Here is a 14897-nt window from a genome sequence, read left to right on the forward strand (position 1 = left end):
GGGGCGGAATGAAAATCCTGGTGCTTGGGGCCGGCGTCGTCGGTACGGCGGCGGCCTATTATCTGGCCAGCGACGGCCATGAGGTGACGGTGATCGAGCGCCATCCGGCGGCGGCACGCGGCACCAGCCGGTCGAATGCCGGCCTGGTGTCGCCCGGGGACGCCACCGCCTGGGCCTCGCCAGCCGCGCTGAAGACGCTCCTGCGCGGCCTCTACAACCACGATCTCGGCATCAAGGTGCGGCTGCGCTTCGATCCGTTTTTTTTCGCCTGGAGCCTGCGCTTCCTGCGCCAGTGCACGCATAAGCGCATGCGCGCCAACACCGACGTCAAGCTGCGTCTGGCGCTCTATTCGCGCGACTGCATCAACGCCGTCTCGGCCGAGACCGGCATCCACTATGACGAGCGCAAGAAAGGCATTCTGTATTTCTTCCGCTCGCAGCAGAGTTTCGATACCGGCACCGACAATTACCGCTATCTCGGCGAACACGGCCTGCCGATCGAGATCGTCGGCCGCGACCGGCTGGTCGAGCTCGAGCCCGGCCTTGCCGGCGCCAAGGACAAGATAGCCGGCGGCGTCTATTCGCCGATCGACCAGACCGGCGACTCCAGCCAATTCACGCAGAACCTCGCTGCCTATGCCGCCGAGAAACTCGGCGTCCAATTCCTCTACGGCACCACGGTCGAAGGCCTCGACATCGACGGCGACCGGGTGCGCGCCGTGATGACCTCGGCCGGCCCGGTGGCGGGTGACGCGGTGGTCATTTCCATGGGGCCGGAGAGCGGTCTGCTCGGCCGCCGCTACGGCATCGATCTGCCCGTCTATCCCGTGAAGGGCTATACCGTGACTGTTCCGCTGGAAGATGAAAGCAAGGGGCCGATCATGGGTGGCGCCGACGAGGACCGGCTGATCGGCTATTCCAGGCTGGGAAATCGGCTGCGGATGTCCTCGACGGCGGAGTTCACCGGGTTCGACCGCACGTTCAAGCCACGCGATTTCAACTCGATCCTGAACACCGCCAAGGACCTGTTCCCCGGCGCTTTCGACGAGAGCAAGGCCGAGCTCTGGGCTGGACTTCGCCCGATGATGCCGAACTCCGTGCCGGTCATCGGCCGGGCGCGATACGACAATCTCTACCTTGACACCGGCCACGGCCATCTCGGCTGGACCATGGCCTGCGGCTCGGGAAAGTTCCTTGCCGATGTGGTCGCCGGCCGCAAGCCGGAGATCGATCCGCAAGGATTGCTCTATGCGGGCTAGGCATCTCCGGACATCAGGGCGCCATGAGCTCGGCGGTCAGGCTCGTTCGTCGACCGCTGAACGCCAGGAGCGCACGTAACTTGTCCAGAGTGGATCGGCCGACGGTTCGGTCCTTTCGCCTCTGCCTTGCGGTGTCCCCTGGTCCGACGCCAGCAAGGCGGCGCCGATACTGGTGCCGGTGGCGGCCTCGGAGGCGATGACGCCACGCGCCGTCGCCGCAGCCAGCATGCGGGTGAACAGCCGGTTGCGGGCGAAGGGTCCTTCGACGATGGTTGGACCGTCCGCGCCGATCAGGTCGAGGCAGGTCGCGGTCATCAGCGCCAGGTAGAACGAGATGGTGACAAAGCGCTGGCCGACGCTCATACCGTCCGCGTTAAGCCATGATGCGGTATGATGCGGAAACGGGCCCGAACCCTTTTGGGTCGAGGGCAATAGGGACGTCTTGCGCGCCAGCACCGTGGCAACATCGTCTTCCGTCCAGTTCTCCGATTGGCCCTCGGTCAGCACGGAAAACTCGCGGCCACCCATGAAGCGCGCCGACGGCACGGGATCGCCGAGCGCGTTGACATTGACCAGCGTATCGCGGGCCGGGTCGAGCGCGATCTTGTTGCCGCCAACCGCCATCGACACCACCCAGGTGCCGGTCGAGACCACGGAGAAAGGCGGTCGGTCGGACAGGAGATGTGGCAGCAGCGAGGCGTTGGAATCGTGCAGGCCGCAAAACACCGGCGTTTGCGGGTCGAGCCCGGTCCGTGTCGCAAGCGCGGGCAGGATCGGGCCCAAGCGGTCCTTGGCCTGCCGCACCGGCGCCATTAGCCGGCGCCATTGCAGCCGGTCGACCAGCGACGAAAAATCCGCTTTCCACGGGTTCCACAGATCGGTGTGGCAGCCGAGCGAAGTCACCTCGCTGGCGGCGACGCCGGTCAGGCGCAAGGCCCAGTATTGCGGATACATCAGGATCGCGGAGGTTCTGGCGAAATCCGCCGGAAAGCGCTTCTGCTGCCAGAACAGCTGCGCGCCGAGATTGAGGCCGGCCAGCAGGCGCGGCGTGCCGGTCTCGGAGAACGCCGGACGGATCGTGTCATAGTCCCCGGCAAGGGCATCCGGACCGTCGAATTCGTAGTCGAGCACCGGCAGCGCCAGCTCGCCTGATGCGTCGACCAGCACGGACGTTGCGCCATGGGTGGTGATCGATATCGCATCGATGCACTGCTCGCGATCGATCTCGGCTAGGCTGCCAAGGATAAACGCCCATAACCGCTCGACGTCATGGTGCGGGTATGGGCCTTGCCGAACCGGCTCGTTCACCATCCTGCGCAGCGTGACTTCGCTTGCTGCGGCAAGATCGACCAGCGCCACCTTGGCGTTGGTCTTGCCGATATCGATGACGGCGACGTGGCGGGTCATTCCATATGGAACATTGTTTCCAGCGGCACCGCCACCGGCTCGTTGTTCGGCTTGGTCTCCATGATGTCCGCCATCTCGGCCCACCAACGCTGCATCACCGGATGCTTCGGCAATTCGTCCATGCCGTGGTCGTCACGGCGCCACAGCACGCCGAACAAGGTGTTGGTCCCTTCGTCGAGATGGATCGAGTAATCGGAGATACCGGCCTGCTTGAGCAGCTCGACCAGCGACGGCCAGATGTCGTCGTGGCGCTTCTTGTATTCGGCCTTCATGCCCGGATTGAGCTTCATCTTGAACGCGTATTTCTCCGGCATCAGGCAAAGCGCTCCCGCCGTACTCGCCGCCACAGGATCGGCAGCGCGATGACGATGATCAGCAGCAGGCCGATGAAGATCGACATAACAATCCCTGGCACATTGAGCAGGCCGAGGCCGAAGGTCACCAGCCCCATGGTGAAGGCCGCGAGCACCACGCCCACTATGCTGCCGGCCCCGCCCAGGATGCTGACGCCACCAAGCACCACCATGGTGATGACTTCCAGCTCGTAGCCCTGCGCGATCGACGGCCGGGTCGAGCCGAGCCGCGATGTGATCAGCACTGAGGCGATGCCCGCCATCAGGCCGGTCAGGCAAAACAGGATGAATTTGATACGGCCGACGCGTACGCCGGAAAACTGCGCCGCGACCGGGTTGTTACCGATGGCAAAGACCCGGCGGCCGAAGCTCGTCCGGTGCAGAAGGAACCAGTAGACGACTGCCGCGACCAGGAAAAGCGTCAGTTCGAACGACACCACCCACCAGACATAGCCCTGGCCGAAGAAGGCGAAGCTCGCGGGATAGCCCTTGTAGGCCTGGTCGCCGAGGATGATGAAGGCAATGCCGCGAAATAGGCTCATCGTGCCGATGGTGACGACGATCGACGGCAAGCCGAGCCTGGTGACGAGCAGTCCGTTGAAGGCGCCGCAGCCGAGCCCGACGACGAGGCCGATTGCCACCAGTTCAGGCATGCCGGCGCCGGCCTGCACCGCCATGCCCATCATTGTTGACGCCAGCGCGATGATGGCGGCCACCGACAGGTCGATTTCGCCGGAGATGATCAGCAGCGCCATGGCCAGCGCGATCAGCGCCTTTTCCGTGAAGTTGAAGGTCAGGTCCGACAACGACCACGCGTCGAGGAAGTAGGGCGAGGCAAAGCTGTTGACGGCAAAGATGGCAACCGCCACGACGACCAGCAGCGCCTCCCATGAGAAGATCGCCGACGTCAGCGGCTTGTCGAGCCGATCGGGAATGTGGCGTGGGGCAGGGGTGTCGGTCATGCCGCTTCCGCTTTCTTGAGGATGATGCGGCCTTGCCGGCGTTCGCCGCGCGCGTTGAGCACCACGGCCAGGATGATGGCGCTGCCTGAAATCGCCATCTGCCAGAAGGGCGAGATATTGATGACCGGCAGCGCGTTGGAGATGATGCCGAGGAACAGCGCACCGAGCACGGCGCCGCCGACCGAGCCGATGCCGCCGGCGATCGAGATGCCGCCGATGACGCAGGCGGCGATGATGTTGAGCTCATAGCCGTTGGCGACCTCGACCGAGGCGATGACGTAGCGCGAAATCCACAGATAGCCGCAGAGGCCGCCGATCATCCCCGAGATGCAGAAGACGATGAATTTCGTCCGGCCGACATCGATGCCGGCATAGACCGATGCGGTCGGGTTGACGCCGATGGCATAGATCGAGCGGCCGAGCGCGGTGCGCGTCATCACGAGGAAAAACAATGCAATGACCAGCAGGGCGATCCACGACAGTACCGGAATGCCGAGGAAAGCCGCACGCTGCAGGCCGATGAACTCAGCGCTCATCTGGTCGGCGTTGACCCAGGCGCCGCCTGAAATAACGAACGTGGCGCCGCGGTAGATGGTGAGGGTGCCGAGCGTTACCACGATCGAGGGAATGTTCAGCCGCCATACCAGCAGGCCGTTGATGGCGCCGAGCACCAGGCCGACCAGCAGTGCGATGACGATCAGCAGCGGGATCGGGATCGCCGGATGCGCGGCGTTCAGCATTGCCACCACCATGCCGGTGAAGCAGAGATTTGAAGCCATCGACAGGTCGATCGAGCGGGTCAGGATGACGACCATCTGGCCGAGCGCCAGGATCATCAGGATCGACGTGTCGTTGAACACCTGGCGCAGGTTGGCCGGATCGGCAAAACCTGGAAACCGCGTGGAGATCAGCCCGATCAGCACGACGATTGCCGCCAGCAGCCAGACCTCGCGGTGTTTGAGAAGAGCCTTCATGCCGCGATCCCCGCTGCCGTCCTGACCAAGGTTTCGGCGTCGAGCCCTTTATTGTCGTAGACCGCGGCAATGCGGCCCTCGCGCATAACGACGACGCGGTCCGACATGCCGAGGATTTCCGGCAATTCGGACGACACCATGATCACCGACAGGCCTTGCGCGACGAGCTCGGCCATGAAGCCGTGCACGGCCGCCTTCGAGCCGATGTCGATGCCCTTGGTCGGCTCGTCCAGGATGATCACCTTGGGCGCGGTCGCCAGCCATTTGGCGATGACGATCTTCTGCTGGTTGCCGCCCGACAGCGTGCCGACGTCCTGGCTGAGCGAGGAGGCGCGCAGATCGAGCCGCTCGGTGTAGGAGCGGGCCAGCGCGAACTCTTCGGCCAGCCGCAATATGCCGGACTTGGATGTCCGTTTGAGCGAGGGCAGCGAGACATTCTGGAAGATCGGCAGGCCGATCACCACGCCTTGCTTGCCGCGCTCCTCCGGCACATAGACGATGCCGGCGTCGATCGAATCCGCCGCCGATTTCGGCGCGATTGCCTTACCCTCCAGCGTGATCGTGCCGCCGCTGGTGCGGGTGATGCCTGATATCGCCTGCATCACCTCGCTGCGCCCGGCGCCGACAAGGCCGTAGAAGCCGAGGATTTCGCCCCTGTGCAGCTCGAAGCCTATGTCGTCGAACTCGGTCGGGTGCGACAGGCCGGAGACGGCCAGCACCGGCGCGCCGATCTCGGCCTTGCGCTGCGGAAAGATGTGATCGACCGAGCGGCCGACCATCATGCGCACGATCTGGCTCTGGCCGGCGTCCTTGATCAGGCCTTCGCCGACCATCTCGCCGTCGCGGAACACGGTATAGCGGTCGGCGATGCGGTAGATCTCATCGAATTTGTGGCTGATGAACAGGATCGCCTTGCCGTCGCTCTTGAGGAATTCGATCAGCAGGAAAAGCTCTTCGATCTCCTTCATCGAAAGCGCTGCCGTCGGCTCGTCCATGATGACGATCCGCGCGTCGATGGACATGGCGCGGGCAACCGCGACTAGGTGCTTGTTGGCAATGCCGAGGTCCTTCAGCCTGGCGTCGGCGTCGATATGGCCGGCGCCCATCGTGTCGAGCACCTCGCGGGCATTCTTGCGCATGGTGCGCCAGTCGATGGTTTTGAAAGGCGTGCGCGGCGCATGGCCGAGGAAGATGTTTTCGGCCACCGTCAGGTCGTCGAACAGCACGGTTTCCTGGTGGATGGCGGTGATGCCATGCCCGAACGCGGCGTGGGCGCTGGGCAGTATGACCGGCTGGCCGTCGATGCTGATCGTGCCAGCATCCGGCTGGTAGATGCCGGTCATGATCTTGACCAGCGTCGACTTGCCGGCGCCGTTTTCGCCGATCAGCGCGGTTACCTGGCCGGGATAGAGCGACAGGCCGACATTGTGCAGCGCCCGCACGCCGGGAAAGCTTTTCGAGATGCCGGACAGCGTCAGGCGCGGTCCGGATGACAAAGGCGCTTCATGTGCCACTTCGTGCTGGGCTGTCGTGTCCATAATCGTATCAAGCCCTGTAGCAAGGTTCGTTTGAAAGCGCGGCGGAACCTGAGCCCCGCCGCACCGTTTCGAAGGTCCCAGGATCAATAGATCTTGGAGAACTTTTCGATGTTCGACTTGTCGAACTGGAAGGGCGGAGCCATCGCAGCCGAGTTGGTGTCGTCGAGCGTGACCTTGCCGACGCGGCCGATCGACAGCGTAGCACCGGGCTTGGCCTCTTCCTTCTTCACCGCCAGGTCGTGGGCGAGGTAGACGGCGGAGTAGCCGAGATCGATCGGGTTCCACAGCGCAACCGCCTGGCTGGCGCCATTGTCGATGAACTTTTTGAACTCCGACGGCAGCGCCAGGCCGGTGACGTTGACCTTGCCGATCAGGCCTTCATCGGTCACCACCTGCGCGGCGGCAACGACGCCGACCGTGGTCGGTGCGATGATCGCCTTGAGGTTCGGATAGGACTTCAGCAGGCCCTTGGCTTCGTCCGTGCTCTTGGCCGAGTCGTCGTCGCCATAGACGGTGGCGACGAGCTTGATCTTGGGGAACTTCTCCGGCAGCACCTTCTTGGCCGCGTCGATCCAGGCATTCTGGTTGGTCGCGGTCGAAGAAGCCGACAGGATGGCGACATCGCCGCCTTCCGGCAGGTAGTCGGCGGCCAGCTTGATGATGGTCTCGCCGATCAGGTTGGTATCGGAGGGGTTGAGGTGAAGCTGGCGTCCTTCCGGCGCGACGCCTGAATCCCACGAGATGACGGTAATGCCGCGCTGCATCGCCTTCTTCAGCACTGGCACCAGCGCGTCGGCGTCGTTCGCCGAAATGGCGATGGCATTGACCTTCTGGGCGATCAGCGAATTGACCACTTCGATCTGCGCTTCGGCGGTCGCCTTGGTCGGGCCGGTGTAGATGATGTCGACATCGCCGAGCTCCTTGGCCGCCTCTTCGGCGCCCTTGTTGGCGGCGTCGAAGAAGCCGTTGCCGAGCGACTTCACCACCAGCGCGATCTTGACGTTTTCGGCGTAGGCGGCATTCACGAACATGGCGGCGGAGAACGCCGCCGTAACCATCAGTTTCTTCAGAAAGCTCATCGAATATCCTCCCTTGAGCGTTGCATTCCATCGCCGCTGCGGGCGTGAGTGGTTCTCAGGCCTGCAGCGAAGATTCTTCCTTGTTGGTTGCCGTTGTGCGGGCGATGATCAGCGTCACGCCGGCAGTCTCCAGCATGTTGGCTTCGCGATCCTCGATGGCGTCGTCGGTGATCACCGTGGCGATGCGCGACAGGCCGCACAGGATCAGGCTCGAGCGTTTGCGGAACTTCGAGGAATCGACCAGCACCACCAATTCGTCTGCCTGGTCGATCAGTTTCTGCTCGGCCTGGATCAGCAGCGGGTCGCCTTCCATAAGACCGAGCGGCCCCAGCCCTTGCGCGCCCATGAACATGCGGCGCGCGTAGAAATTGCGCGTCACGTCATTGTCGAACGGCGACAGGATGATGTTCTGCTCGCGGTAGATGGTGCCGCCCGACAGCATCACCGTGTTCTTGGAGTGCCTGAGCAAGTGCTCCGCGATCGGGAAGGAATTGGTGAAGATCGGCATGCGGCGGCCGGTCAGGAAATGCACCATCTGGAAGGTGGTGGTGCCGCCATTGATGATGATCGGCTCGCCGTCCTTGCACAGTTCGACGGCTTCCCGCGCGATTGCCCGCTTCTGCGAAGCGTTGATGGTCTCGTTGACGGAAAAGGGCCGGCCGGCAAGGCCGATGAACTGCGGCGGCAAAAGCGCCTCGGCGCCGCCACGCACCCGGCGCAGCCGTTTTTGCACATGCAATGCCGCGATGTCGCGCCGGATCGTCGCCTCCGACGACTCCGTCAGGTCGACCATCTCCTGCACCGTCACCACAGGCTTTTCCTGGACGGCGGACAGAATGATCCTGTGGCGCTCTTTCTCGTGCATGGTTCCTCCCTGCCGGAGCATCTAGTCACCCAAAGCGCGCAGTGTCAATCATTTCCGATCAGATAATTTCATTGTGCAATGCAATATGACTGATATTGATCGTTTGTGATTGACAAGGCCGCTGCTTGCGTAGAAATTCGTACAAAAGGGACCCGCGCCGTTTGCGTGTCCCAAAGGGAGGATACCTATGCTCGACAAGCGCTCCGGCACGCGCCTCGCCAATCTTTGGGATGACGCAAAAGCGCAAGCAATGAGCGAGCCCGAACGTCTGGTCTATCGCTCGAATGTTCTTGGCTCCGACAAGCGCGTCACCAATTATGGCGGCGGCAACACCTCCTCCAAGATCTGGCAAAACGATCCGCTCACCGGCGAGAGCGTGGAAGTGCTGTGGGTCAAGGGCTCGGGCGGCGACAGCGCCTCGATCAAGCTCGACGGCTTCGCCACGCTCTACATGGACAAATTGCGGGCGCTGAAAGGTCTCTATCGCGGCCTCGAACATGAAGACGAGATGGTCGGCTATCTGCCCCATTGCACCTTCAACCTCAACCCGCGTGCGGCTTCCATCGACACGCCGCTGCATGCCTTCGTGCCGAAGCCTTTTGTCGACCATATGCATCCCGATGCCATCATCGCCATTGCCGCCGCCAAGGATTCGCAGGCGCTGACCAAGGAGATCTTCGGCGACACGATCGGCTGGCTGCCATGGAAACGTCCGGGCTTCGAGCTCGGCCTGTGGCTGGAGAAATTCTGCCGCGAAAACCCCGAAGCCAAGGGTGTCGTACTGGCCAGTCATGGCCTGTTCAGCTGGGGCGACACACCGAAGGAATGCTACGAGACGACGATCTCGGTGATCAACCAGGCGATCGACTGGTTCGAGCGCAAGAGCCAGGGCAAGCCGATTTTCGGCGGCGAAGTCGTCAAATCCCTCGATGCGCCTGCGCGTCGCGCCGCGGCCGCAAAACTGATGCCGAGGATCCGTGGCCTGATCTCGGAGAACAGCCACAAGCTGGGCCATTTCGACGATTCCCCTGCCGTGCTCGAATTCGTCAATTCCAGGGATTTGCGGCCGCTGGCGGCACTCGGCACGTCCTGCCCGGACCACTTCCTGCGCACCAAGATCCGGCCGCTGGTCATCGAGTTCGACCCCCAAAATCCCGACGTCGATGCCGTCATTGCCCGTCTTGCCGATGATGTGGCGGAGTATCGCGTCGGCTATCAGGCCTATTATGACCGCTGCAAGCACGCGGATTCGCCACCGGTGCGCGATCCGAACGCCGTCGTCTATCTGATGCCCGGCGTTGGCATGTTCACCTTCGCCGGCGACAAGGCGACGGCGCGCATATCGGGCGAGTTCTACGTCAACGCCATCAACGTCATGCGCGGTGCCTCGACGGTCTCGACCTATGTCGGCCTGCCCGACCAGGAAGCCTTCGACATCGAATACTGGCTGCTCGAAGAGGCAAAGCTGCAGCGCCTGCCGAAACCAAAGGCTCTTGCCGGCCAGATTGCGCTGGTCACCGGCGGCGCCGGCGGCATTGGCCGGGCCACCGCCAACCGGCTGCTGCGCGAGGGCGCGTGCGTCGTGCTGGCCGATATCGACGAAGCAGCCCTTGCCGGCGCCAATGACGAGCTTGCCAAGGCCTATGGCAAGGATTTCGTGCGGCCCGTAGTCATCAACGTCACGTCCGAGGATCAGGTGATCTCCGGCTTTGCCGAAACGGCGGTCGAATTCGGCGGCATCGATATTCTGGTCTCCAATGCCGGCCTGGCCTCCTCGGCGCCGATCGAGGACACCACGCTGACGCTGTGGAACAAGAACATGGACATCCTGTCGACCGGCTATTTCCTGGTTTCGCGGGAGGCGTTCCGGCTGTTTCGGGCGCAGAAGATCGGCGGCAACGTCGTCTTCGTCGCCTCCAAGAATGGGCTTGCCGCATCGCCAAACGCCGCCGCCTATTGCACTGCCAAGGCCGCCGAAATCCATCTGGCACGCTGCCTGGCGCTGGAAGGCGCGGAAGCGCAGATCAGGGTCAATGTCGTCAACCCCGACGCCGTGCTGCGCGGCTCGAAGATCTGGAGCGGCGAATGGAAGGAACAGCGCGCCGCCGCCTACAAGATGTCGACCGACGATCTCGAGGAGCACTACCGCTCGCGTTCGATGCTGAAGCGGTCGGTGTTCCCCGAAGACATCGCCGAGGCGATCTATTTCTTCGCCTCCGATATGTCGGCCAAATCGACCGGTAACATCATCAACGTCGACGCCGGCAACGCACAGAGTTTTACGCGATAAGCAGTCGTTGAGGGTTGGCGCCGACGCCGGAGCTTTACCCTTCTCCCCGTCACTATACGGGGAGAAGGTGCCGGCAGGCGGATGAGGGGCAGCGCCGACCAACACAAATTGGGAGGAAACCACCATGTCCGAAACCATCATCTCCGCCGACCTCGTCGACAGGCACAATGCCGCGCGCAGCGCCAATCTCAAGCGCGACTACGAGTCCCTCGGCGAGCGCCTCGACCGCCGCGGCATCGCCATCGACGCCATCCGCGACAAGGTCGAGAAATTCGCCGTCGCCATCCCGTCCTGGGGCGTCGGCACCGGCGGCACCCGCTTTGCCCGCTTTCCCGGCGCCGGAGAGCCGCGTGACATTTTCGACAAGATCGAGGACTGCGCCGTCATCCGGCAATTGACGCAGGCGACGCCGACCGTCTCGCTGCATATTCCCTGGGACAAGGCCGATCCGAACCGGCTGAAGCAGGCGGCATCCCGCTTCGGCCTCGGCTTCGACGCCATCAACTCCAACACCTTCTCCGACGCCAGGGACCAAAAACTTTCCTATAAATTCGGCTCGCTGTCGCATGCCGATGCAGCAACACGCCGGCAGGCGGTCGAGCATAATCTCGAATGCATCGAGATCGGCAGGACGCTGGGGTCCAAAGCGCTGACGGTATGGATCGGTGACGGCTCGAACTTTCCCGGCCAGGTCAATTTCGCCAAGGCATTCGAGCGCTATCTCGACGCGATGAAGGAGATCTATGCCGGACTGCCGGACGGCTGGAAACTGTTCACCGAGCACAAGATGTACGAGCCGGCCTTCTATTCGACCGTCGTGCAGGATTGGGGCACCAACTACATCATCGCCAACGAGCTTGGCGACAAGGCGTTCTGTCTGGTCGACCTTGGCCATCACGCCCCCAACGTCAACATCGAGATGATCGTGTCGCGACTGATCCAGTTCAAGAAACTTGGCGGCTTCCATTTCAACGATTCGAAATATGGCGACGACGATCTCGACGCCGGCTCGATCGATCCCTACCGGCTGTTCCTCGTCTTCAATGAACTGGTCGATGCCGAGCTTGCCGGTGCCGAAGGTTTCGATCCGGCCCACATGCTCGACCAGAGCCATAACGTCACCGATCCGATAGAAAGCCTGATGTTGTCGGCGGTCGAGGTGCAGCGCGCCTATGCGCAGGCGCTGCTGGTCGACCGCAAGGCGCTCGAAGGCTTCCAGGACGCTAATGACGCGCTGATGGCGACGCAGACGCTGAAGACAGCCTATCGCACCGACGTCGAGCCTATCCTTGCGATGGCGCGGCTGAAGACCGGCGGCGCCATCGATCCGGTCGCCGCCTACCGCGCCGCCGGCTACCGGGCGAAGGTCGCAGCCGAACGGCCGGCGGTGGCGAGCGTCGGCGGCGGGATTGTTTGATATTGGCTGAAAAACGAAAACCCGCCTAAGGCGGGTCGTCGGTGCGAATCAATCGCGATTGTTGCGTTTATAAGCCCAGGCTTGGGCGGATCGCATTCCAGTCTTCCCAAGCATTCTCAAGCCTGATGTCATCATAGCCGCGCTTCTCCGCCACCTGCGCGGCGACGTCGTATGGCATCGCCATGCATGCGGCGCTGTCCCTGATCGCCACGACTTCGTCCTCAGTCAAAGGCGAGCCCTTTTGCTGTTCGCGATTGAGCAGAACCGCCACAAGCGATGGGATCGCTACCAAAACCAACTGCTCGTCGGTCACGTCAAATTCTCTGTCGGCTTGTACTTCACCAGCTTCTTGAGCCGCTCGCCCAAGGGCTTCTCGTCGTCGCGTTCAGGCCCGCGGGCTACGTCCTTGAAGTTGTGGATCTGGGATTGCTTCGGATCAGCCATGCTTGCGCCTGTACCATGCTCAGTGGCTGCGGCCTATCCTTGCCATGGCGCGGCTGAAGACCGGCGGCGCCATCGATCCGGTCGCCGCCTACCGCGCCGCCGGCTACCGGGCGAAGGTCGCAGCCGAACGGCCGGCGGTGGCGAGCGTCGGCGGCGGGATTGTTTGATATTGGCTGAAAATGAAAACCCGCCACGAAGGGCGGGTCGTTGGAGCCAATTAGCACCATATCCAAATTAGTAGCATAGCTGCCGGCACAAAGCAAGAACAAAGTTGCTGTGTAACTGAAAAATTCTGAGAGCCGCGATGAAGCGTGGCCTTGCTACCAACGCTGCGGCGCTCAGAAGTTACGGCATGGATCCTAGGGCGGAGCAGGAGCGAAGCGACGTAGCGGAGACCCTAGGATCCATGCCGTTGCAGTCGCCGAAGATTGCAACGGCGGTTGCGAGGCGAACCGGCACAGGCGTGCGAACCCTCCCGATTCTTTCGATCTTCGCAGTAGACTCAACCGCTCCAAGCGCGTTTTCTAGGCCTACCCCACGCCTCGGAGCACGGCCATGCACAACACCCGCCGAACGCTAATCGCCGTAAGCCTTTCCCTCACCCTGACCTTCGTACCCTTCCTCGCCTATGCCGCCTCGCCGCAGCCGGCGAAGGGCGAGCACGGCATGGTGGTGACCGCCCAGCATCTTGCGTCTGAGGTCGGCGTCGAGGTGCTGAAGAGGGGCGGCAACGCGGTCGATGCCGCGGTCGCCGTCGGCTATGCGCTGGCCGTGGTCTATCCGACCGCCGGCAATATCGGCGGTGGCGGCTTCATGACCATCCGCTTCAAGGACGGCCGCTCGACCTTCCTCGATTTTCGCGAGCGCGCGCCGCTGGCCGCGACCAAAACCATGTATCTCGACAAGGACGGCAAGCCGGTAAAAGGCGCCAGTCTCGACGGCTATCTGGCGGTCGGCGTGCCGGGCTCGGTCGCTGGTTTCGAGATGGCGCGGGAGAAATACGGCACGCTGTCGCGGCAGGACTTGCTGGCGCCGGCCATCCGCTTTGCCAAGGAAGGCTTCGTGCTGGAGCAGGGCGATGCGGCCTCGCTCCAGGGCGGCGCCGAGCGGTTGGCGAGGGACCCAGCGGCGGCGGCCATTTTCCTCAAGCCGGACGGCAAGCCCTATGCTGTCGGCGAGCGTCTTGTTCAGCCCGACCTCGCGGCTTCGCTGGCCGCCATTTCCGAACGCGGGGCGGATGCCTTCTACAAAGGCGCGACCGCCGACGCCATCGTCAAGGCGAGTGGCGAGAAGGGCGGCATTCTGGCCAGGGCTGATTTCGAAAACTATGCGGTGCGCGAGCTCAAGCCGGTGACCTGCAATTATCGCGGCTACGAGATCATTTCCTCGCCGCCGCCGAGCTCCGGCGGCGTCATCATCTGCGAGATCCTCAACGTGCTTGAGTTCTATCCGTTGTCCTATCTCGGCGCCGGTTCGGCCGAGACGGTTCACGTCATGGTCGAGGCGATGCGCCACGCCTATGTCGACCGCAATTCGGCGCTCGGAGATCCCGGTTTCATCGACAATCCGGTCGCAAAACTGCTCGACAAGAATTACGCCAGGGAAATTCGCGAAAAGATCGATCCGTTCCGGGCCGGCGTCTCGCAGGAATTGATGCCGAAGGGTTTTGGCGAGAGCAACGAGACGACGCATTTTTCGATCATCGACAATGATGGCAATGCCGTCGCGGTAACCTACACGCTGAACGGCTCTTTCGGCGCCGGCGTTGTCGCCGCCGGCACCGGCATCCTGCTCAACAACGAGATGGACGATTTCACCCAGAAACCCGGCGTGCCCAATCTCTATGGCCTGGTCCAGGGCGGGGCGAATGCGATCGCGCCGAAAAAGACGCCGCTGTCCTCGATGAGCCCGACCATCCTCGCCAAGGACGGCAAGCCGTTCATGGTCATCGGCAGCCCCGGCGGTTCACGCATCATCACCATCACGCTGGAGGCGATCGTCAACGTCGTCGACCACGGTATGAACATCCAGGAGGCCATCGACGCACCGCGCATCCATCACCAATGGCTGCCTGACACGGTCTATATCGAACCTTTCGGCCTGTCGCCCGATACCGAAGAGCTGCTCACCGGCATGGGCTACCACCTCGATCTTGCCGACACGACCTGGGGCCAGGCGGCCGGCATCCTGGTCGGCGGCAAGAGCCTGGCGGAAATCGAGAAGGGCGGCGGCACCCGCTACAATGGCGCCATCGACAGCCGCGCCGCATCCGGCAAGGCTATCGGGTATTAGACCCCAAAAGTGGGAAT

The 14897-nt window shown here is 62.9% G+C and carries 13 protein-coding genes and 1 pseudogene; 5 read left to right on the forward strand and 9 right to left on the reverse strand.

The genetic code is table 11. From position 1 onward, the window contains the following. The first annotated feature begins 8 nt into the window (after window positions 1-8). Window positions 9-1259, forward strand: a complete 1251-nt coding sequence (locus NKH60_RS04430) for a D-amino acid dehydrogenase (RefSeq protein WP_352613929.1) — start codon at window positions 9-11, stop codon at window positions 1257-1259. A gap of 36 nt (window positions 1260-1295) precedes the next feature. Here NKH60_RS04430 and NKH60_RS04435 read toward each other — a convergent pair whose 3' ends face one another. The 7 genes from NKH60_RS04435 to NKH60_RS04465 all read right to left on the reverse strand — a co-directional run bounded on the left by NKH60_RS04435 (window position 1296) and on the right by NKH60_RS04465 (window position 8437). Beyond that, on the reverse strand, window positions 1296-2666 hold the full coding sequence (locus tag NKH60_RS04435; RefSeq protein WP_352871318.1) for an FGGY-family carbohydrate kinase: 1371 nt from the start codon (window positions 2664-2666) through the stop codon (window positions 1296-1298). Beyond that, on the reverse strand, window positions 2663-2980 hold the full coding sequence (gene rhaM, locus NKH60_RS04440; RefSeq protein ID WP_352613931.1) for an L-rhamnose mutarotase: 318 nt from the start codon (window positions 2978-2980) through the stop codon (window positions 2663-2665). The genes NKH60_RS04435 and rhaM overlap by 4 nt, the downstream gene beginning before the upstream one ends. Further along, entirely contained in the window at window positions 2980-3981 is a 1002-nt protein-coding gene (locus NKH60_RS04445) for an ABC transporter permease (RefSeq protein ID WP_352871321.1), read from the reverse strand. Before NKH60_RS04445 ends, rhaM begins: the two co-directional genes overlap by 1 nt. Next, window positions 3978-4955: an ABC transporter permease gene (locus tag NKH60_RS04450; RefSeq protein WP_352613932.1), complete on the reverse strand. Its 978-nt coding sequence runs from the start codon at window positions 4953-4955 to the stop codon at window positions 3978-3980. Before NKH60_RS04450 ends, NKH60_RS04445 begins: the two co-directional genes overlap by 4 nt. Continuing rightward, a complete protein-coding gene (locus tag NKH60_RS04455) occupies window positions 4952-6493 on the reverse strand; it encodes a sugar ABC transporter ATP-binding protein (RefSeq protein ID WP_352613933.1) in 1542 nt (513 codons plus the stop codon). The genes NKH60_RS04450 and NKH60_RS04455 overlap by 4 nt, the downstream gene beginning before the upstream one ends. Before the next feature lie 83 nt (window positions 6494-6576). Then, on the reverse strand, window positions 6577-7572 hold the full coding sequence (gene rhaS / locus NKH60_RS04460) for a rhamnose ABC transporter substrate-binding protein (protein WP_352448664.1): 996 nt from the start codon (window positions 7570-7572) through the stop codon (window positions 6577-6579). Window positions 7573-7627: 55 nt separating this feature from the next. Next, on the reverse strand, window positions 7628-8437 hold the full coding sequence (locus NKH60_RS04465; protein ID WP_352613934.1) for a DeoR/GlpR family DNA-binding transcription regulator: 810 nt from the start codon (window positions 8435-8437) through the stop codon (window positions 7628-7630). 187 nt (window positions 8438-8624) lie between these two features. Between NKH60_RS04465 and NKH60_RS04470 the strand changes: the two genes are divergently transcribed. Beyond that, a complete protein-coding gene (locus tag NKH60_RS04470) occupies window positions 8625-10727 on the forward strand; it encodes a bifunctional rhamnulose-1-phosphate aldolase/short-chain dehydrogenase (protein ID WP_352613935.1) in 2103 nt (700 codons plus the stop codon). A 124-nt stretch (window positions 10728-10851) separates the two neighbouring features. Next, complete coding sequence (gene rhaI, locus NKH60_RS04475) at window positions 10852-12144, forward strand: L-rhamnose catabolism isomerase (protein ID WP_352613936.1); 1293 nt, start codon at window positions 10852-10854, stop codon at window positions 12142-12144. A 67-nt stretch (window positions 12145-12211) separates the two neighbouring features. Here the strand turns inward: rhaI and NKH60_RS04480 are convergent, their stop codons facing one another. After that, window positions 12212-12457, reverse strand: a complete 246-nt coding sequence (locus NKH60_RS04480; protein WP_352470138.1) for a hypothetical protein — start codon at window positions 12455-12457, stop codon at window positions 12212-12214. Further along, on the reverse strand, window positions 12454-12588 hold the full coding sequence (locus NKH60_RS04485) for a hypothetical protein (RefSeq protein ID WP_352470139.1): 135 nt from the start codon (window positions 12586-12588) through the stop codon (window positions 12454-12456). The genes NKH60_RS04480 and NKH60_RS04485 overlap by 4 nt, the downstream gene beginning before the upstream one ends. A gap of 26 nt (window positions 12589-12614) precedes the next feature. Between NKH60_RS04485 and NKH60_RS04490 the strand changes: the two are divergent. Both NKH60_RS04490 and ggt read left to right on the forward strand, forming a co-directional pair. Further along, window positions 12615-12755: pseudogene (locus tag NKH60_RS04490) on the forward strand (sugar isomerase); the annotation flags it as partial. A gap of 388 nt (window positions 12756-13143) precedes the next feature. Then, the gene (gene ggt / locus NKH60_RS04495; protein ID WP_352871325.1) at window positions 13144-14880 is read left to right on the forward strand and encodes a gamma-glutamyltransferase; all 1737 of its coding nucleotides are present in this window, start codon (window positions 13144-13146) and stop codon (window positions 14878-14880) included. Window positions 14881-14897: the final 17 nt, after the last annotated feature.

The sequence above is a fragment of the Mesorhizobium sp. M1006 genome (assembly GCF_040318825.1).
Classification (GTDB): Bacteria; Pseudomonadota; Alphaproteobacteria; order Rhizobiales; family Rhizobiaceae; genus Mesorhizobium.